The sequence below is a fragment of the Enterovibrio nigricans DSM 22720 genome, assembly GCF_900167155.1.
Classification (GTDB): Bacteria; Pseudomonadota; Gammaproteobacteria; order Enterobacterales; family Vibrionaceae; genus Enterovibrio; species Enterovibrio nigricans.
On the sequence record NZ_FUXU01000017.1, the window covers coordinates 44,993 to 64,689 of the forward strand.

Here is a 19,697-nt window from a genome sequence, read left to right on the forward strand (position 1 = left end):
ACGCTAAGATAGCGGACCATTAATACTGGCTCTCTGCGCTTTCCACGTGCCACATATAACAATTTAAATACCAATTAAAACAATATTCTAATACGCCAATATACAATCCATTTCTTTCCTTATCTCAACGCAAAGTATCGGTTGTTTCTTCTTGCCATACCCCAATTAAAAAAGCTAATAAACAGGTCTATTAATAACTGCTGTATAATGGATTATTCATGGCGACACAAACATCACCCAAACCTCTCAATAAAAAAAGCTGGCTTGATCGTATAGAAAACGTTGGTAATAAAATTCCCGACATTACTATGCTGTTCTTGTTCGCAACACTCATCTGCATCATGCTCTCGATGGTGCTATCACAAATTCAGTTTGATTACATACACCCTCTGACTAACAAACCTATTCAAGTGGTAAATCTCTTTACCTCAACAGAGTTGATGAGTTTGCTCAGTGCGATGGTGAGTAACTTTGTCAATTTCCCTCCGCTAGGTATTGTTATTGTGGCGACACTGGGAATTGGTATTGCAGAAGGCTCAGGTTATATCACCACAGCACTAAGAAAACTGCTGGCAGTGGTTCCTATGTCAGCCGTAACGCCTTCCGTGATCTTCATTGGCATTTTGGCGCATGTGGCGTCTGACTCTGCTTATGTTGTTCTCATGCCCGTATCAGCGTATATCTTCTATAAATCAGGCAAGCATCCTTTAGCGGGTATCGCCGCCGGATTTGCGGGTCTGGCTGGTGGGTTCACGGCATCATACACCCCGTCTATTATCGACCCAATTCTGGCAGGTTTTACAGAGTCTGCTGCGCAAGTGTTAGACCCTACCTACGTCGTCAATGTTCTGTGTAATTTCTTCTATTCATTCGCCTCTACCTTTGCCGTTATTGGTGCCTGCTGGTATGTGACGGACAAAATCGTTGAGCCGCGTCTGAAGCGCACTTTGCCTGTTGACGTCCCTCAAGTAGATGAAAACAGCGAAACACTGTCAGATGGCGAAGCACGTGCGTTCAGGCTCGCCAACTGGACACTGTTGGGCATCGCTCTGCTCATGGTGGCCTTGATGGTACCTGAGTCATCGTTGTTCCGTGCGCCTGATGGTTCACTCACCAGCCCTGCCGCGCCAGCAATGAAAACCATTGTTCCCATGTTGCTCATTTTCTTCACTGCACCTGGTTTGGTTTACGGCTTTGTTAGCGGAAAATTCAAAACATCGAAAGATGTCACCAAATCCATGGAAAGTATTACGGCATCATTGATATCGTTTATCGTGTTTGCTTTCTTCTGTGCACAGTTCCTTTACTGCTTTAGCAAATCCAACATTGGTAGCCTGATTGCACTGTCTGGTGCTGAAGGTTTGAAAGCTCTAAACATGCCGGGCCAGTTGACCATCTTTGGTGTGATTTTACTTACTGCAGTTCTGAACATCATCATTACCTCTGCATCATCAAAATGGGCGATTCTTGCCCCTGTTCTGGTGCCTATGTTAATGGCAGTAGGTATTTCACCAGAGTTAACACAAGCGGCGTTCCGAATTTCAGATAGCGCTGTCAACGTCAGCACCCCGATGTTTGCCTTCTATCCTTTGATCATTTCCTATATGCAGCGATACAGCAGCCAGGCGGGAATTGGTACCTTGGTCTCAATGATGTTGCCGTATACCGTTGCCCTGCTCTTCGCGTTAATGGCAATGCTTTATCTGTTCTGGGGATTCAATATCCCACTTGGCTTTAACAGTGGATACACGTACGGCCTTTAAGAGATAACAATAATGAAAAACATCGAACAAACACTCATTGAAAACTTCAAACGATACGTGGCTGTCAGTAGCCAGTCTGATGGCAGTGTTACCACGTTGCCATCCAGTGAAGGACAACGCACGCTGGCTAAATTGCTTTGCGATGAGTTAAATAGCATGGGTTATGCGGAAACTGAGCTACTAGAAACTGGAATTGCCCTTGCTCGCTTACCGGGCAATGTTGATGGTGCAAAAAAAATCGGTTTTATCGCCCACCTTGATACGGTAGATGTCGGTCTTAGCCCTGATATTCACCCTCAAATCCTCCGCTACGAAGGTTCACTACTGTGCCTCAATGCGCAAGAGAACATCATGATTGGCGAAGATTCTCATCCAGAGTTAGCAAAATATCGGGATCAGGACATTCTGTTTTCTGACGGCACCAGTGTGCTCGGTGCAGATGACAAATCTGCTATATCCGTGATGATGACGCTTGCGAGTGAGCTGAAAACCTCTCGCATCGCACATGGCGACATCTACTTTGCGTTTGTCCCTGACGAAGAGATTGGCCTGCGAGGCGCTAAAGCGTTGCCTCTCGACAAATTCCCTGTCGACTATTGCTACACCATTGATTGCTGTGAACGCGGAGAAGTGATTTATGAGACCTTCAATGCGGGGACTGCTGTGCTTGACATTGCAGGCACAACAGCGCACCCAATGAGCGCAAAAAATGTGTTGGTCAACCCAAACCTCATTGCCGCTGACTTTATTGATTTGCTGAGAGATCACGGGTTGCCAGAGCAAACCGAGGGTCGCGAAGGCTATTTCTGGGTCACTGATATTCAAGGTAATCAAAATACGGCCAAAGTGGTCGTCGCTATCCGAGACTTCGTTCTATCGCAATACGACGATAGAAAGGCGTATTTGCAGTCGGTTGAAACGCTGCTAAAGCATAAGCATCCAAAAGCCGAAATCTCGCTTTCCCTGACCGATGTGTATAGCAACATTGCGCAGGCAATGGGCGACGATGTAGAAGCGTTAACGCGTCTGTATCGTGTGTTGGAGGTGATGGAGATCCCAGCGAAGACCATAGCAATGCGTGGCGGCACCGACGGCTCTGCGTTATCAGTAAAAGGGCTGTTTACGCCGAACTTTTTCACCGGCGCACACAACTTTCACAGTCGGTTTGAGTTTTTGCCAATTCCGTCATTTGTCGATAGCTACCGTGTTGCTTTGAATCTCATCAAGGTCGACGCATAATCTTCAGGCGTTTATGCAGCACACGTTGTGTAAACGCCTAATTTTCCCTTTCGTCCCCCCCCCTCAGTGACAACGTGATCTTCAGCCCAGAGCCCGCATTTTTAAAGCGATTTAACCGTTTCACGTCCGGCTTCTGACGCACGTCTGACATAGAATAACGAGGCGTATGACACTCTTCATAAAAATAATGAAGGAATATGATATGCGTTTGTTAAAAGCCTCTTTGCTTGCTGCTGCTATGGTTTTCACTTTTCCGGTTTCTGCTCAGCCTGAACTTGCTCCGCTTTCGCTACTTGAGTTTGGTCAATATCAAAAAGTGGAACAACGCACAATTTATGGCGACATCAATCAAGACATCGTCGCATTGGCTAAACACAATACCTCGGCGTCAGAAGCAGACCTTTTCGTCATTGATGACATCAATGAAGACATCAACCTCAATATGCTGATCGTCTCTGTCTCGCTATATAAAAATCTGAATGATGGCTTAGTTTCGCGCTAGCGCAGAACCCCTAATGCCCCACGCCGCGCTTGTCTTACTGAATTCCACGTTCAGATCTTTCTCAGATCACTGCATTTTTAAGTCGCTTGGGTATACACTACTGCCACCAAAAGGAAGCAAATATAATAACGAGCATGACTACTGGAACTTTGAGCAAAATGAAGAGCACGCTGGAAAATGGCGTGACATATTCTTTACCCGTGGGCGACAAACTCGTCGAACTCAATAGCCTTATCGGGAAAAAACTCACACTGACATACACAGGTAATATCTATTGCGATGCCTGTGGCTCAAAAACAAACAAGAGCTTCAGTCAAGGGCACTGTTTTCCTTGCACTAAAAAACTCGCACGCTGCGACATGTGTATTTTGAAGCCAGAAACCTGTCACTTTGCAGACGGCACGTGCCGCGAACCTGAATGGGGCGAGCAGTTCTGCATGACAGACCATATCGTATATCTCTCAAACACATCGGGTTTGAAGGTAGGCATCACCCGCGCGAGTCAAATCCCTACGCGCTGGATTGATCAGGGTGCGACACAAGCTCTGCCGATTCTGAAGGTAAAAACACGCCAATTGTCAGGGCTGGTCGAGGTTGCTATTGCGGAGTTTTTGGCAGACAAAACCAATTGGCGAACAATGCTGAAAGGCAACAATGTTGATATCGATTTAAAAGAAGAAGCGCGTCGCCTATTACCTCAAATTGATGCGAAAATTTTCAGCCTTCGTCTTCAATATGGTTTTGATGCTGTCGAACCCGTTCAACATGATATCGTCCAGATAAGTTACCCTGTCACGAAATTTCCCGTAAAAATAACGTCATTGAATTTTGACAAAGACCCAGTTGTCTCCGGGGTACTGAAAGGCATTAAAGGGCAATACCTCATTTTTGATGCTGGTGTGATTAACGTTCGTAAGTTCACCAGTTATGAAGTAACGGCAACGTTCTGATTCGCCTACCGTTTACATTGGAACGCGCGAGTATAGAACTCTCGCGCGTTTTATCACTTTATTATTCTTTAGCAGCAATCCCCGTTGCATCACTTAGGGCTTGAACGTTTTCGTCCGTTTCCAGCGATATACTCCAATTGATGCTACCGCCACTAACCACCAGCATTTTGGCTGCCGCCAAAATGGAAATATCATCCACTTGTGCTTGCAGTGTTGCTCTGTTCTCTTGAAGTTTCACCATGACTTCATGCATGGTAGCAATGACACGACCGCCAGAAATTTGGATTACCATTTCTTACTTACCTTTATGTTGCAAAACAGCCATTGTCAATCGGCTAGTACACACCAAACGTCCACGCTCATCTGTGATTTCAATCTGCCATACATGCGTTGTCGCCCCTAAATGCACCGCAGTGGCCTTTCCGTGCACAAGACCGGTACGCATCGCACGAATATGGTTGGCGTTAATATCTAAACCAACGCAGTACTTGTTTTCATCTACCGCCATATTTGCGGCCAGAGAACCCAATGATTCGGCTAATACCACCGAAGCACCGCCATGGAGCATACCCATTGGCTGGTGAGTGCGATGATCAACGGGCATCGTGCCCGATAAGCTGTTGTCATCAAACTCGGTATAGCGAATATCCAAATATGCCATCAAGGTGTTTGCAGAGGTGGCATTCAATCCTTCAATTGAAATCGGTTTCTTCCAGATAGACAAGGTAGCTCCTGATACTGCATGCGTCTTTGCGTCATTATCCTTTCTCCGCCATGAAATCGCTATTTTTTTCCATCAGCTTATTCCGTCTTTCAATGTGACTTCTTTGAAGCTCATTGGAGTAAATGTTTTAAAAAGCGACAGGTTTTTATTAAGGCCTTCACCTTTGTAAAGCGAAGTGGTAAAAATCGTTACCGAAAGGATACACTTCAAAAAAGACACGCTTTAAAGGACGAAGTCATGACGTTATCTATTGTGAAACTTACCGCTGTAACAGCACTGATTACAGTACTTATAGGTTGTTCGACATCGCCTACTGGACGGAATCAATTCATCATGGTGTCAGGCTCCGAAATGGCGACGTTGGGTAGCCAGTCCTTTTCTGAACTAAAAAAAGAAGAAAAAATCAGCCACGATAAACGCACGAATACTTACGTGCAATGCGTCACCAATGCCCTTCTAAAAGTCACGCCGCCGCAGCCTGATTTTGAAAGTTGGGAAGTGGTCGTTTTTGACAGCGATCAGGTCAATGCATTCGCATTACCCGGCGGTAAAATTGGGGTTTACACCGGTTTGCTTAATGTCGCAAAAACACCAGACCAACTCGCGGCCGTCGTGGGTCATGAGATTGGCCATGTGATGGCAAACCATGGCGGGGAACGTGTTTCCAGCTCAGTAGCCGCGAACGGGGCACTCCAAATCGCCAATATAGCGTTAGGCGCTTCAGGCACAGCAAACCGAGATGCAATCATGGCGGGACTTGGATTGGGCGTTAACGTTGGGGTGCTTCTCCCCTTCAGCCGAACACACGAATCTGAATCGGATTTAATTGGCCTTCAACTCATGAGCGACGCGGAATTTAACCCGGAGCAAAGCGTTGAACTGTGGAAGAACATGGCGAAGGCTTCAGAGGGTGCGCCGCCGGAGTTTTTCTCCTCACACCCTTCGCATTCCACACGAATAGCTGACCTGCAAGCTGCGATTAACCGTTTACCACCCTCAAACAATAAAGCGCCAAATTGCGTGAGACCTTGACCCAGACAAATATCTAAAAAAAATGCCTGCTCATTGCAGGCATTTTTCTACTTATCTGTGCTTCTGTTCTAACGCTTCGCCCGTCACATCCGCAACGGAGATGAACATGTGCTGCGCTTCACCCCGTAAGTTCACCATAGGGTTTAGCGTGACATTCTGATACATATAGTTAGCCTCCCCCGTAATAGGCCGAACATTCCGGCAGTGGAAAAGATATGGCCGCTGCTTCCACACCACAAAGCTTCGACATTTCAATTCAAACACGGGACGACACTTGGCGCGAAACCACGCTTCATTTATCTCAGGAAACACATCAAACAACGATTTACCTTGCACTTTATTTGGGTGCTTTCCCGTGTGATGAACCATAAAGCCGTTCCACATGTGGACAGTAAAATCGCGATCTACAACGATAAGGCCCATGTCGATATTCTGAACCATATCGACCATCCAGTTGAACTGTTCAAATTCTGGTGAGTCAATCATGGTTAATCCTCGTCATCCATCAAATAAGCCAGTTTTGCATCGAGTAAAGGCAGTGAATCATCCACCAGTAACAGGAGCAAGTCACACTTAATGTTTGTACCATCGATCGAGTATGTCACTTCTATGGTTACCGTTCGCTTCCACGTACCATGCATGTTTTCAACCAATCTATCTACAGCCAAATGCTGACCGATAATGGCGGGGTAACTCTGCGCAAAAACAAGACCTGCTTGCTCGCCGATACCCGATAAAAATGCACTGATAAGAACGTTACTAACGTCGACCATCACTTCAAGTTCGTTATCGACTGAACCATCATCTGGATAATCCATGATGTCGAGCAGATCCTTCATCGAGGAATCTGATATCAACATCAACGCTTCGCCTGCCAGCCCTTCCCCACTAAAGCCCTGACAGATGCCAGACATGTTGTCATTGTTGGCTAAATGGCGAATGGCCATCACCAATTCGCTCACCTCTAACACATTGACCTGCGGTAATGGCATGTGAACGAATACATCAAAAAATTTAGCGAGCGAATCCGCCGCTCGCCCCATCGCAACGTTAACCACTTCCATGTACATTTCACGTCTGCCGACTTTCATATCGTTCAGCGTGTTTGTTGGGGCGGGGCTTACTGGACTTGGTTGATTTGAAACACTGGGTTGAACACTAGGTGCTGGCGTTGGCGCGGCTTCGTTTGATTTGTAAGGTTCGAGGATCTCTTCGAGCTTTTCAACGCTAACCGGCTTTTTGACAAACGCTTTCGCGCCCAACCTTAGCACGCGTTCTTGCGCTTTCGGTTGAATATCACCGGATACTACATAAACAGGGACGTTTATGCGGCTCTTTTTCAGCGCTTCTAGCGTCTCATAACCATCCATCACTGGCATGGTCAAATCTAGAAACATAACATCAAATTGCTCTGCTTGAAGCATTTCAACAGCGACCTTGCCGTTTTCTGCAAACGACACCTCAGCGCCAATATCTGAAGGTAATGAGCGTGCTAGCTGCTTTCGCGCTAAAGCAGAGTCATCAGTGATCAATACTCGGGTCGTCAAAGTGTCTCCCCCTACGTTTCAATGATTTTGATACTGAATGCATCAAGGAAAATTCTGGCTACCGCCAATCTATCAAGGCGCAAAATATAACGTAAATTACGCACTAATGTCTCATGCTTATGACATCCTTCTCATAAGCATAGTGCGTGTTGCCCACTTTATCGCCACGATATTGATTTCTATCGCAGCATTAGCCGAAGGGAAGCCGTTTTTCGATCTCCATCAGCCACGTAACGTCATACGTCGTTAGAAGCCGGAGAAGACGGTCAAGAAGCATTGAATGTCGCTATTTGCCGATTCACCCCATCCAGTTCTCTGTTTTTATTTTCAAACTCGACAATAAGTTGCTGACCTTCTTGGCGCCATTTGTTGAAGTTGTTACAGTCTTCCTCAGAGACCCAATTCCACGAGTTTCCTTGTTTAAACTCTTCGCATGCTGTTTTGCTAAGTTCTGCTTTGTGGCTGGCTTTCAATATACGTTCATTAAGATCGCCGACCTGTTTTGCTAGGGAGTACCTTTGGGCATATAGCTTGTCCGTATCAACAATACGCTGTTTTAACGCTGCAATTTGTGAGTCCAAAGCAGCAATGGTCTCTTCCCGTTTTAAGAGCTGCTGCGCGTATGCTTGTTGATGAGTGTTGATTTGAGTTTGGAGGGACTGAGACGAGCTTTCTTTTTCGCTGATATCACGTAGCAGCGTCTCTATTTTCGTATTCTTCGCGTCTATTTCATGGGCCAATGCGGTCACTTCGTCTCTGGATGCCGCCAATTTCAGGTTTGTTGCTTCTCGCTGAGCGATCACCGCCTCTAACGCGTGTTGAGAAGAAAGTTGATTGGATGACAAATACTGAACCGTCAAGTAGCCACTGAATGCAATCCCGTTCGCGATCAGCACAATCAGTATTTTTTTCATGTTTGTCATTTGTTTTCATCCAATAAAAAAGCTGCTGCCATGATAGCGCACAGCAGCAGCGAATTATGTTAGGTTTCAGAAAAATTCCGTTAGGTTTTTGCCAGTTGATTAAACCTTAGTCAAAACCACATCACTTTGCGGAATACAACAGCAGGCAAGCACCAAACCCTCTTCTTTCTCACCAGGGAAGAGCGCTGGCATGTCAGGCTGATCCACCTCACCCTCCACCAATTTCAACTTACAGCAACCACAAACACCCGCTCGACATGAATAATCCACCTGAACGCCCGCTTCCTCAGCTTGAACGAGAATAGATCGTTGATTGCTGCCGTGAATGAACTCACCATCAAGAGTGATTGAGACCGCTTTCGCTGGCGCGTCTTTCTCTACCGACGGTGCCTCGAAAAACTCCTGCTGAACGTTCTCCGAAGGGATACCGATTTCTTCAAGCAGCGCTTTTGCCGAGTCCATAAAACCGAATGGCCCACACAAATAAATTTCTCGGTTCTCAAGCTCAGGAATCGCGGATAGATGGGCCACATTTAATCGGCCAGATTCCCCCGACCAAGAAGAGGATGGACGGCTGAGACTGTAGATAACCACTAAACCCGGATGTTGTTGAGTGAGCGCCTGAAGCTCTGCGTTAAACGGGATATCTTCTTCAGAACGACATTGATGCCAGAACACCACATCCTCAATACTATCACTGTCCGCTAAGGCTCGAAGCATTGATATCATAGGCGTGACACCACTTCCCCCCGACAACAGCAGCAACGGATTGCGCTTCGACACATCGTCATTCAGATGAAACTGGCCGTCCGGTTGCAATGCCTTGAATTGGGCACCAACGTCAAGGTTGTCATGAATCCAGTTCGACACCTGACCACCTTCTACACGTTTAACCGAAATTGCCAGCCTGTCAGGGCGGGTCGGTGAAGAGGACAAGGTATAACGACGTTGAACACGTTGACCATCAATATTTAACTCTATTGGCAAGTGTTGCCCTGCTTTGTATACCGGTAAGGTACCTTGTTTGCTGTCAAACCAAAATGTTTTGAAATCGTTGGCTATCGATTCTACTTCTCTGACCTTCAAGTTCAGTTTTGACGTGGTATGGTCTTCATACGTTTCTGCATCGCGGTATTCTAGTATTTCAATTTCATCATCCGCAGAGATGACTCCTTCGTTAAGCGCGATCAAATTCATACCAAAATTTACATTGCCATTTTCATCGGTGCGGAATTGGCTCAACGTTGTAATGGGTTCTCCCGTTGCGCGAAAACGCCCGTTTTCTAAATCCAGTGTGGTGAAAATACAACGGCTACACGGACGCGCAACCTTAAACACAACAGTACCAATACGCACTTTACCCCAAGTGTCTTCTTCAAACGCTTCACAGCCAGTCACGACGATATTTGTACGGAATTGATCCATCGAATGTTTGTCGGAAGAGCGAGCATTAAGCGCATCCAAGGAGGCCTCAGAGATAAGCAACACCGGAAATCCATCCGCAAAACTTACCTCTGTTTCAGCGCTGGAAGAAACGCGAGGTGAAGATTCATGACCAACATAAAGCAATTGATTATTGCCCCCTAAAAGGTGGCTAAACCACGCATTCGCAGTCGATGTTGTCGAATATGCCGGAAATTCATCTTTGAAAACATTGGTATCGACGCGCTCCATCGAAAAGTGCGCGTATTTGAGCATTAGAGGGGACATGGTTGGGTGAGTCAGGGAAATTCCATCCGCATTAATCGACGCTTTAATCTTCGTCATCTCGGGCTTAGTTCTACCTGTTACGAACTTGCCAGTGCTGTCCGCAACCATAAAACGTCGGTCGAAGGTGAATCCAATCTTCTCGACCCACACATTAGAAAGGCTTAACCCACAGATAGATTTTACTGGAAATACATTAAGTTGACTGACTTTCGCGCTCACAATGGTCCCTTGTATTTTTGATTGTTAGCATTCCTTTTAATTAGAGCACATTCTTCACGATCAACTAAACCCTCAAACTAAGTTCTACACTATATTCCGCCTCTTTATCAGGACGTTTATCATGAGAAGTATCACATGTTAGTGTGCTTGCAAGGCGATAATGTGATCCAGACGTTCTGGGTCACTAATGAGCGTCGGATATTTTAGGTAGATATGATGAAGACAGGTTAAACACAGCGAAATACAACTCAGTGTTTTTTCGCGTATTTCATCACCGTCCCACCACGCTTCACCAGATAGGATCAGTGTCCAGTCTTCCTCTAGCATTTCAGCCAAACGAACCGCCTCATCACTTCCCCCAATCACCAACGCGCCAACGCCTTCTGAAACGCGTTTTACGTCAGATCCCGCAGCAAACAGGTTTCTCAATGCCAATATGCTGTCCAACAAACCATCCAACTTGTCGGGCTGCCTCGCTGCACAAAACAGCCGAGAGAACGCAATGCGTATGCCTCTCGAATCAGTATCCTCCAGCCTCAAGCTCCAGTTTTCCAAATCGTTAAGAACGCCATCAGTGATCTCTAGCGGGTATTCGGCCTCCTGTACTGTGTCCACCCACTCTTTGGCACTTTCAAGAGAGAACGGATCGATGCGCCAAACCCATTCCGGCGCAACAAAGGGAGAAGATTCGGAAAAAAAACACATTGCCATACAAAGCGTGATATTCAGTTCAGTTGACGCTTGTTCATTCTCTGCATCTTGCACCTCATCAGGCCAGTCATCGTCATCCAGTAAGTCGCCACTGTTGACAGCATAAGCAAACCCCGACTCCAGCATAAAGCCACTGTCTTTTCGCTTTGCCATCTGACTCGGTATTTGCAATACATACTCGGCGATAGCTGGCGTATATCGACGTAACGTTCCCCACTTGGTTTCCAGCTCGTCAATATGGGTTAATGACGCGTTTCTGAACCCCACAAAAAGTGGAATTTGCGCGACTTCTCCATCGGCGACGCTTCTGGCTATTTCGAGCATTTCCAGTACAGTATCAACAAAAATATTCAACGAAACTGGCCCACGGATACGCATGAGATCGTAGCTATTGATCAAAATCGCCGCGGGTAAGGACGCCAACGTGATGACCCCTCTCCGACCATTTGAATCGGCATAGTGTCCATACGTTTCACTGGGTGAATTACCGATAACTTCAAAAATGCGTTCAAATGACAAATCTTCCAAAACTTGTCGGTATAACGCTTTGCTGCCGGGAAGGTGAGATATAGCAGCACTGAGATAACCTGAAGCCCGATAAAACAGGTGAGGCCGAGTCCCCGCTTTGACCAAAAATAAAGGGTATAAATCGACAGCCAATGCAGCCAAACAGTTTGAGAGAGGATCGGCCACTTTAGGTTCTACAACACGGCCATCATTCTGTTTGTGCCAAACCGTGAAGATATGATGGTTGCCATGCAGAACATGAGGTAAACGATGAAAGAAAGATTGCTCAATATCCCCTTGAGACACCGCGACAGCGCGCATTTGTCGGCACAACTGAATGTAGGAAGCCAAGGTATCTTTTTGCTTTAATGAAAGCTTGAATTGCTGTTGTAATACTTGCCTCGCTTCTGACTCAGAAACGTTAAGAATGTAGCTGACAACGCGATGTCCCATCGCTTTCACGAAATTTGGGATTAGCTCTTTCAACGGCATAACACCTCCCGTTTGAAACTATGACTTTTCGCAGCAAATGTGAAATGTCTACTCATCTTTTCTCGTTATCGGCAACGCGTTAAAAAAATATAGCAGTGCAAAGGTTACTCTTGGGTAACTTCACGTTTCTTCGTTCGATTTTATTTTGAGATAACATCTTATTCTCGGTAAGCAGCAAAAGCTGGATGCAGCGAATCTACACATTGTCAGGCTTGTTCTGCAATTTTTTCAGGGATGACCAAACCTGCTCACCAGATGGATGCAAACGCGACTGATACCGATAAGCAAAATACGAGACATGTCGTTGATGCGATGCATCGCCAATCGTCACCAAGGTGCCTGATAATATCTCTTCCGTTATGAGAAAGTCCGGAAGCCATGCCACGCCATTACCTTTAATGGCTTGATCTTTAAGCAGATCAACCATGGAAGATATAAACACAGGTTTGAGGGAAAGGTGTTGCCTTACTGACTCCAACTGACGTCCCATATAGAGCGAAGGGCTGTAGGCAAGCCAAGGAAGAGACTCGCCTTCATCGAGGTCAAATAATGGGCCTCCAGAACTGTCAACACCACTCACAGGGGTCAGGTTGCCAGCGCCCATTTTTATATGCTCAAAAGGTGGAAGTTTTAAATATTCGTTATCAAACGCCAGCAAGATATCGCATCCTCCTTGCTTAAGGGCCTCCACAGCTTCATCCACATTCATCGCTTCTATGCTGAGTAACGGTGTTCCTTTTTTGGAAAATGCATGTTGTATGGCGCGTGTCGTACGACAAGCCAAAGAGTGCGCGGAGGCAATTCTCACCGTGCTGCCATCGGTGTAATTGAGCGCGGAGATTTCGCCCACACTCTCCGCGATTTGATTGATGAGCGTTCTCGCCGTTACCCGAAAAATACGCCCACTCGGTGTCAGCGCAATCGGTGTCTGCGTTCTATCTACCAATTCCGCGCCGACTGATTGCTCTAGCATTCTGATACGTCGACTAAATGCCGGTTGGGTGATATTTCTCACTGCAGCGGCCGCGGAGAAATTACGTGTATCAGAAAGAACCAGAAAATCTTCAAGCCATTTGCTTTCGATATTCATTGCGTACGCCTCCCTGCAATAGCGAGACAGCATATCTGCCTCGCAATGCCATAACAACGTCATGAAAAGATCTTAATCACACTTATCGTTCAATCTCATAACAATTACGCATTGCATAGACTGACTCGGCATTTTCCAAACGGTTCGTTTCGTTTTTATAGTTACTGTATTGAGACCACACGATTCGCGTATTACAGACAAGGAACGTTATGAATATCCCTGCGCCTTACCTTCTCATGCTTGGAGACGCCCCTGATCCCCTTTATATCAAAACAGCTCGGGGCATTCATTATTGGCGACCGGAAAAATGCCTAGGCCAACTTCGTCTCAATGAACACACCGCGTCCCTTTCCCTGCCCGACATGGACATACAAACCGCGTTTAAACAAGGCGCAAAAACACTGGTATTGGGGACAGCAAACGCGGGAGGGGTACTTGCTGAGCATTGGATCCCCCTGATTGTGGAGGCCATAAATTTGGGAATGAACATCGCCTCAGGCTTGCATCAAAAACTCACCGAGATTCCAGCTATTGCTCAGGCTGCTAAACAGCACGGTGTATCTTTGTTTGATATTCGCCACAACAACGACAATCTCGATGTCGGCTCAGGGAAAAAACGTTCGGGACGTCGCTTGCTAACAGTTGGTACTGACTGTTCGGTAGGAAAAATGTTCACGACATTAGCGCTAGAAAAAGCCATGCGAGACAGTGGATTTTCTGCCACCTTTTGCGCGACAGGCCAGACAGGCATTTTAATTCAAGGGGCAGGCATAGCCATTGATGCCGTTGTTGCCGACTTTATCTCAGGCGCGACAGAATCGCTGTCTCCTGAATGCCAACCACACCAATGGCAACTTATCGAGGGGCAAGGCTCGTTATTAAATCCCGCTTTTTCTGGTGTCACCATGGGTCTTCTTCATGGTGCACAACCGGACGCCTTGGTGCTTTGCCATGAAGTCGGTCGCGATCACATTCGCCATCTACCCCACGTCCCCATGCCGGAATTGGATGACATCATGCAGCTTTCTTTACGGCTTGCCACACTGACAAATCCAAACCCTCAATTTGTTGGCATCGCAGTAAACACATCGTCGTTAAGTGATGCAGACGCTCGGGCTTATTTAAATCGGATTTCAAACCAATACGCTCTGCCCGCGACGGATCCAGTTCGCTACGGAGTTGCGTCTATCGTTACATATATAGAAAAAACGTTTGGAGACGATATTCGTGAAAATTGAGGCCCACATTGTGTCATACCCGCTTAAGCGCCCCTTCACCATATCTCGTGGAAGTCGTACCAACGCTGAAGTAATACAGGTACGCATTGAACATGACGGGAATGTCGGTGTTGGCGAATGCTCGCCGACAGGACGGTATGGTGAAAGTTTTGATAGCGTATTAGTTCAGATAACCTCGATGGGATCGGTGTTCTTTGACCGTTCATCGTTACAGTCTCTGTTACCAGCAGGCGCGGCGAGAAATGCCATTGATTGCGCATTGTGGGATTTAGGATCTCCTCGCTTTCCAGACGACGTGTTTCATTTACCTTCGTCCATTAAAACGGCGATGACGGTATCGATCAATTCAGCAAATGCCATGGCAGAAGAAGCCAAAGCGTATGTTGAACAGGGTGCCACATTGATAAAAGTTAAGCTCAATGCCGATGACGTTTACGAACGTCTTCAAGCTGTTCGCAACGTTGCCCCTAACGCCACCCTTATCGTCGATGCGAACGAAGCGTGGTCATGCTTGGATTTAGAACAAACCATTAATAGCCTTATTCCTCTTAACATTACCATGATTGAACAACCTCTTCCTGCATCCGAAGACGAGCAGCTCAGAGGCCTAAACAGTGCGATTCCTCTGTGTGCTGACGAAAGCTGTCATACCAAAAGGGACATCCCACGATTGCTCGGCCTCTATCAAATGATCAACATCAAACTCGACAAAACCGGAGGATTAACCGCTGCGCTTGAGTTGGAACGGAGTGCGAGAGATGCAGGGCTCGACATTATGGTGGGATGCATGCTAGGCAGCTCCATAGCCATGAAAGCGGCGTTGCCCGTGGCAGCAAATGCCGAGCTTGTTGACCTAGATGGTGCATACCTAATCAACGGCGATGTCACCGGTGGCCTTAAATACAAAAATGGTGCAATCATTTTGTCCTAACATCTAAAGATGGTGGTGCAACAATTTCATTGTGTTTCACTTTTTTTGGGCGTTGAGGAGAAGTTGATGATTTTCTCATAAAAATTGCGACAAATTGTTAACAGCCATCTTGACCACTATTCAGGCGCGCTCTATTCTAGCGTACATGTGTACGCTGGAATTTGCGGTATTTTAAATGGAATCAAATCAAACACAGAAACCCCCTATTATTTGGCTGAACGTCGCTGTTTTCGTGATCACCTTTGCGGTCGCTGCGATTGGTACGCCTCTTTGGGCTTATTACCATGGTTTTGACGGGGCTCAAATAGCAATGTTTGCTCTTGCTTTTACTTTTGGAGGTATCTCCATTACGGCTGGGTATCATCGTCTTTGGTCACATAAGGCCTATGATGCTCACCCTGTTCTCAAAGCAATCTTTGCGTTAGGCGGTGCGTTCGCGATACAAAATAGTATCCTTCATTGGTCATCAGACCACCGAATCCACCATCGCCATGTCGATGACAACGATGTCGATCCTTACTCTGCGAAGCGTGGGTTTTGGTATTCCCATATAGGCTGGATGCTACGTGAATATCAAAAACACCGTTACACCGATTACACCAACTGCCGTGATTTACAAAAAGACAAAATCGTCATGTGGCAGCACAAGCACTATCTTGCACTCGTACTTGCAACCAATTTCGGTATCCCTATCGCTTTTGGCCTTATCCACGGTGATATTTGGGGCGCAATCATTCTCATCGGATTTACACGGTTGGTAATGAACCACCACACAACCTTTTTCATCAACTCGCTCGCACATATATGGGGAAGCCAGCCTTATACCCAGAAAAACACAGCACGCGATAACGGCATTCTCGCTTTGTTCACGTTTGGCGAGGGTTACCACAACTTCCACCATATCTTCGAAAACGACTACCGTAACGGTATTCACTGGTGGCAGTTTGACCCAACCAAGTGGCTGATTAAATCAGCGAGTTGGGTTGGCCTTGCGCAAAAGCTACGCAAAACGCCCGCAGACCGAATAGAAAAAGCCAAAGCAACCATGTTGCTAAAGAATATTCAGGATCATTTAAGCGTTATGCCAAATGCGACACACCGCCTTCAAATCATCGAACAGGAATATGATGCGTTGGTTTCTCGCATGAGTGAGTACTATGAAGCACAAAAGCGTCTGATTGACCTGAAAAAGAAAAACCTTCTTAAGAAATATGAGAAAGCAATTCTGATTCAGCAGCTTCAAATTCTGAAATTCGATTTCAAAAAGCAAAAGCGCAACTGGCTAACACTTACTTCCAGTTACGCGTAAAATTACCAGGGAAAAATAACGAAGGGCAGCACCGAGTGGCTGCCCTTTTTAATGGAACTATCAACGATACCCATGCAAATGAACGAGGCTCAAGGTTGGATGATTTATTGTTCCCTAGGTAGTTCAACCTCAGGAAAACTGCTTAGGCGTCACCGTCCCTACCCTCAGAAAACTGAGGTAAGCCATCGCTAATCTCGTACCAACTCGCCGCATATCGGGTAAAAATGTGTGCATCAGGACTTTGTGCGATCGGGCTATCCAACGTTCCCAATGCAAACTCCACCAGTGAACCATCACTGTTTGAGGATTCAAACAAAAGGCTAGACCCACAGGTCCCACAAAATGACCGCTTAGTGCCATTTTCTGCTTCATAAACACAAAGCGTGTTTCCACCTTTGGTGAATCTGAAATGACTGGCTTTTGCTTCGCCAAACGTAGCAAACGCGGAGCCATGAAACTTACGACACATTGTGCAATGGCAGTGCCCCATTTTCGGCTCTAATTGATTAACCTCGTAAGCAATTTGTCCACATAGGCACTGTCCCGTTAACACGTCCGTTGAATGTGACATATCACTCTCCTTGTTTTAAGTATCACCAACCAACGTATCAACTAAATTAACGATATTCAAAGCGCTTGCGTGTGTTTTCGCGTCGTTTCGTTGTATGGCCAAGAATTTTCGTCGACATAATTTACGTGCCACATTAAAATCAACGCATTCGTTCCCTGCTTTGCGAGAAGTTACGATGACACAAAAACCCTCTCGCACGGATGCTATGACGCTCATAATCGAGCAGGTAAAACAGGAATTACCCTTATATGACTCCGGCACATTCGTTTGTGGCCCCGACAACAATTGCATTGGCTGTCCGAAGAAACTGCTAGAGCTTGTTGATACAGAGTTAACCTATTGGGAATCTGCAATGTCGCGTGGTATTACGCCGCAATTCGATGAAATACGGCGTTTTGGAAAACTCTGCACGAACGTTAAGCGTGGGCTGGTTCGCAACAACATCATTCAGGCGTAGGTCACACAACGCACGGGCTACCGTTATCTCTCTCCGAGTGTGTCTTGTGCGCGGCGTAGGTGCGTTTCTTCCAAAGCCTCACCCCAGTATACAAAGGCACTCTTGACCCCCGCATTATATGCCATGTCACAAAGTGCCTTCTTTTCCAACTCCGTCACGCCCCCTTCCACCTTTTCCATTGGATGAAGAATCACTTGTATACGAGGCTTTAGTATGCCCATTTTTACCACTTGAGAAATTGCGTACCGAAGTAACGGTTGAAACGCTTTATAGTCAGAAACCAAGCTCCGAGGGTGGCTGAATGGGTTAGAAATTGTCACCTCATCTACATGACGAAACTTTTCCGCTTTGTTGCCAAATGCGATAATTTTCTTTTGTTTTCTGGCGCTAATCATCCAAGCGATATGGGGCTTTTCGTCAAATACTCTTCCTGTTTTACCATCAAATACCCGTAATCGGTTTGACCACATTTGAATGTACAAGGTGTTCCCGTAGGCATAGATAAATCTCGAAAGCATGCTGGCAAATACTCAATATTTCGCCACTGACGTTCGTCAGCGAAGTAGTTATATTCGTTTATTGCTACTGATTGTCATTCAAGATTGGGCTGACTCAAAATCTGCATTGTCTGTTTTACGCATCATTGCACAGAATATAAGACACATCCTGTAACATTTCAGTCATATATCTATAAGCCTAGCAAAAATAAGCCTTTCCGCGCTTTATAGGTAAACGCGACTTCAATACACGTTTGCAATTCTGAAAGAGGAATATCATGTTGTAGGTCGAGCAGCGCTGCTCTATTTCCCTTATAAACAAAGGACTCAGGCATCACTTCGCGAAGTGTCTCTATCATTTGTGTCTGACAGTGGAACAGAATGATCAAGTATGCGGGGTTGTTATCATCCCAATCCAACCTAATGGCCGTCCCCCCTTTGACAACATAACTTAACTGGCCCCATTTCAATGATTCTTCCACATCCTTGTCCAGTTTTTCAGCTACATCAAAAATGTGTTTTCGAATTAAGGTGAGTGACGCCCTCACTGACGGGGGATAACACATTAATTTTTCGCTTACCGCACAATCCATTGACGCTCTCCGATAAATAAACCCGACACAAGGTCGGGCTGATATTATTGGGCAACAAACGAAAGCAGAATGGTTTCTAACTCATCCCAAGGCAGAGGAGACTTGTCAATAATCTCCACCTTTGATTCCACACCATCCAAGCTAATGGGACTGACTGTCACCATTTGATTGACGACATTAAATGCATACATACCATCGTCTGTTTTCATGACAGCCTTCACGCGTTCGGCATTGAGATTTGCTAACAAACCATATAACGCATCAAACAGGAAGATGGTTGAAGGTTCAAATATCCAACCACAACTCACATATCCCTGCCCTTTATTTTCCTTACGTCGGAATTTTTCTCCCGGCTCCAGCTCAAACGGGGGCGTGCGACGTGAAGTCGTATGAAGCGCTGTTCACCGCTCAACGAGTGAACCATCTGTATCACCAGATGAACCTAGGAGCCTGAATAAAGTAGCGGCTCTGACAATGTAACGAAGGTTGGCATTTGCCAATCGGGATTGAAATCGTGAGAGGACGGTCCTCCTGATAACCACATAAATCGGGTGAGTGCTAGGTAGTCAGTATGATGAACATAAGTGAATCCGTTCAAGGTGCGTCATGTGATGAAGCAGCGGAAGTGGTTTATACGCTGTTGCCAAAAGGCATGAGAGTCGGAAAGAGATTGCCCCATGCTCTTTCGTGAT

21 protein-coding genes and 1 pseudogene are annotated in these 19,697 nt (G+C 46.1%); 10 read left to right on the top strand and 12 right to left on the bottom strand.

Going from position 1 to position 19,697, the window contains the following annotated elements:
- Nucleotides 1–218 precede the first annotated feature (218 nt).
- From B5D35_RS08665 to B5D35_RS08680, 4 genes are all read left to right on the top strand, one after another.
- Complete coding sequence (locus B5D35_RS08665) at nt 219–1,763, top strand: AbgT family transporter (protein ID WP_078752193.1); 1,545 nt, start codon at nt 219–221, stop codon at nt 1,761–1,763.
- Between the two features lie 12 nt (nt 1,764–1,775).
- Nucleotides 1,776–3,002: a peptidase T gene (pepT, locus tag B5D35_RS08670; protein WP_078752194.1), complete on the top strand. Its 1,227-nt coding sequence runs from the start codon at nt 1,776–1,778 to the stop codon at nt 3,000–3,002.
- A 202-nt stretch (nt 3,003–3,204) separates the two neighbouring features.
- Nucleotides 3,205–3,504, top strand: a complete 300-nt coding sequence (locus tag B5D35_RS08675) for a hypothetical protein (RefSeq protein ID WP_078752195.1) — start codon at nt 3,205–3,207, stop codon at nt 3,502–3,504.
- 125 nt (nt 3,505–3,629) lie between these two features.
- Nucleotides 3,630–4,454, top strand: a complete 825-nt coding sequence (locus tag B5D35_RS08680; protein ID WP_212567535.1) for a DUF2797 domain-containing protein — start codon at nt 3,630–3,632, stop codon at nt 4,452–4,454.
- 61 nt (nt 4,455–4,515) lie between these two features.
- Here B5D35_RS08680 and B5D35_RS08685 read toward each other — a convergent pair whose 3' ends face one another.
- A complete protein-coding gene (locus B5D35_RS08685) occupies nt 4,516–4,746 on the bottom strand; it encodes a DUF3389 family protein (protein ID WP_078752197.1) in 231 nt (76 codons plus the stop codon).
- Nucleotides 4,747–4,749: 3 nt separating this feature from the next.
- On the bottom strand, nt 4,750–5,178 hold the full coding sequence (locus B5D35_RS08690) for a hotdog fold thioesterase (protein WP_078752198.1): 429 nt from the start codon (nt 5,176–5,178) through the stop codon (nt 4,750–4,752).
- 237 nt (nt 5,179–5,415) lie between these two features.
- Between B5D35_RS08690 and B5D35_RS08695 the strand changes: the two genes are divergently transcribed.
- The gene (locus B5D35_RS08695; protein WP_078752199.1) at nt 5,416–6,210 is read left to right on the top strand and encodes a M48 family metallopeptidase; all 795 of its coding nucleotides are present in this window, start codon (nt 5,416–5,418) and stop codon (nt 6,208–6,210) included.
- Between the two features lie 51 nt (nt 6,211–6,261).
- Here B5D35_RS08695 and B5D35_RS08700 read toward each other — a convergent pair whose 3' ends face one another.
- Complete coding sequence (locus B5D35_RS08700) at nt 6,262–6,696, bottom strand: PAS domain-containing protein (RefSeq protein ID WP_078752200.1); 435 nt, start codon at nt 6,694–6,696, stop codon at nt 6,262–6,264.
- A 2-nt stretch (nt 6,697–6,698) separates the two neighbouring features.
- Complete coding sequence (locus B5D35_RS08705; protein WP_078752201.1) at nt 6,699–7,757, bottom strand: response regulator; 1,059 nt, start codon at nt 7,755–7,757, stop codon at nt 6,699–6,701.
- Between the two features lie 37 nt (nt 7,758–7,794).
- On the opposite strand from B5D35_RS08705, the gene B5D35_RS08710 reads away from it, so the two are divergent.
- A complete protein-coding gene (locus B5D35_RS08710) occupies nt 7,795–8,007 on the top strand; it encodes a hypothetical protein (RefSeq protein ID WP_078752202.1) in 213 nt (70 codons plus the stop codon).
- 16 nt (nt 8,008–8,023) lie between these two features.
- Here the strand turns inward: B5D35_RS08710 and B5D35_RS08715 are convergent, their stop codons facing one another.
- From B5D35_RS08715 to B5D35_RS08730, 4 genes are all read right to left on the bottom strand, one after another.
- The gene (locus tag B5D35_RS08715) at nt 8,024–8,680 is read right to left on the bottom strand and encodes a hypothetical protein (RefSeq protein WP_078752203.1); all 657 of its coding nucleotides are present in this window, start codon (nt 8,678–8,680) and stop codon (nt 8,024–8,026) included.
- A 99-nt stretch (nt 8,681–8,779) separates the two neighbouring features.
- Nucleotides 8,780–10,609, bottom strand: a complete 1,830-nt coding sequence (locus B5D35_RS08720) for a hybrid-cluster NAD(P)-dependent oxidoreductase (RefSeq protein WP_078752204.1) — start codon at nt 10,607–10,609, stop codon at nt 8,780–8,782.
- 138 nt (nt 10,610–10,747) lie between these two features.
- Nucleotides 10,748–12,319: a hypothetical protein gene (locus tag B5D35_RS08725; protein WP_078752205.1), complete on the bottom strand. Its 1,572-nt coding sequence runs from the start codon at nt 12,317–12,319 to the stop codon at nt 10,748–10,750.
- A gap of 196 nt (nt 12,320–12,515) precedes the next feature.
- Nucleotides 12,516–13,409 (bottom strand): LysR family transcriptional regulator, encoded by an 894-nt coding sequence (locus B5D35_RS08730; RefSeq protein WP_078752206.1) that lies wholly within the window; start codon nt 13,407–13,409, stop codon nt 12,516–12,518.
- Between the two features lie 209 nt (nt 13,410–13,618).
- On the opposite strand from B5D35_RS08730, the gene dgcN reads away from it, so the two are divergent.
- From dgcN to B5D35_RS08745, 3 genes are all read left to right on the top strand, one after another.
- Entirely contained in the window at nt 13,619–14,647 is a 1,029-nt protein-coding gene (gene dgcN, locus B5D35_RS08735) for an N-acetyltransferase DgcN (RefSeq protein ID WP_078752207.1), read from the top strand.
- Entirely contained in the window at nt 14,637–15,578 is a 942-nt protein-coding gene (locus B5D35_RS08740; RefSeq protein WP_078752208.1) for a dipeptide epimerase, read from the top strand. Before dgcN ends, B5D35_RS08740 begins: the two co-directional genes overlap by 11 nt.
- Nucleotides 15,579–15,753: 175 nt before the next feature.
- The gene (locus tag B5D35_RS08745; RefSeq protein WP_078752209.1) at nt 15,754–16,887 is read left to right on the top strand and encodes an acyl-CoA desaturase; all 1,134 of its coding nucleotides are present in this window, start codon (nt 15,754–15,756) and stop codon (nt 16,885–16,887) included.
- Between the two features lie 142 nt (nt 16,888–17,029).
- On the opposite strand, the gene B5D35_RS08750 is transcribed toward B5D35_RS08745, so the two are convergent.
- Nucleotides 17,030–17,458, bottom strand: coding sequence for a GFA family protein (locus B5D35_RS08750; RefSeq protein WP_078752210.1), 429 nt, complete (start codon nt 17,456–17,458; stop codon nt 17,030–17,032).
- 175 nt (nt 17,459–17,633) lie between these two features.
- Here B5D35_RS08750 and B5D35_RS08755 point away from each other — a divergent pair, with 175 nt between their 5' ends.
- On the top strand, nt 17,634–17,915 hold the full coding sequence (locus B5D35_RS08755) for a hypothetical protein (protein WP_078752211.1): 282 nt from the start codon (nt 17,634–17,636) through the stop codon (nt 17,913–17,915).
- Nucleotides 17,916–17,938: 23 nt separating this feature from the next.
- Here B5D35_RS08755 and B5D35_RS08760 read toward each other — a convergent pair whose 3' ends face one another.
- The 3 genes and pseudogenes from B5D35_RS08760 to B5D35_RS08770 form a co-directional block, all read right to left on the bottom strand.
- Nucleotides 17,939–18,433: a rod shape-determining protein gene (locus B5D35_RS08760; RefSeq protein ID WP_078752212.1), complete on the bottom strand. Its 495-nt coding sequence runs from the start codon at nt 18,431–18,433 to the stop codon at nt 17,939–17,941.
- 170 nt (nt 18,434–18,603) lie between these two features.
- Entirely contained in the window at nt 18,604–19,005 is a 402-nt protein-coding gene (locus tag B5D35_RS08765) for a DUF1801 domain-containing protein (RefSeq protein ID WP_078752213.1), read from the bottom strand.
- Between the two features lie 44 nt (nt 19,006–19,049).
- Nucleotides 19,050–19,376, bottom strand: a pseudogene (locus B5D35_RS08770) (GTP-binding protein); the annotation flags it as partial.
- Nucleotides 19,377–19,697 lie beyond the last annotated feature (321 nt).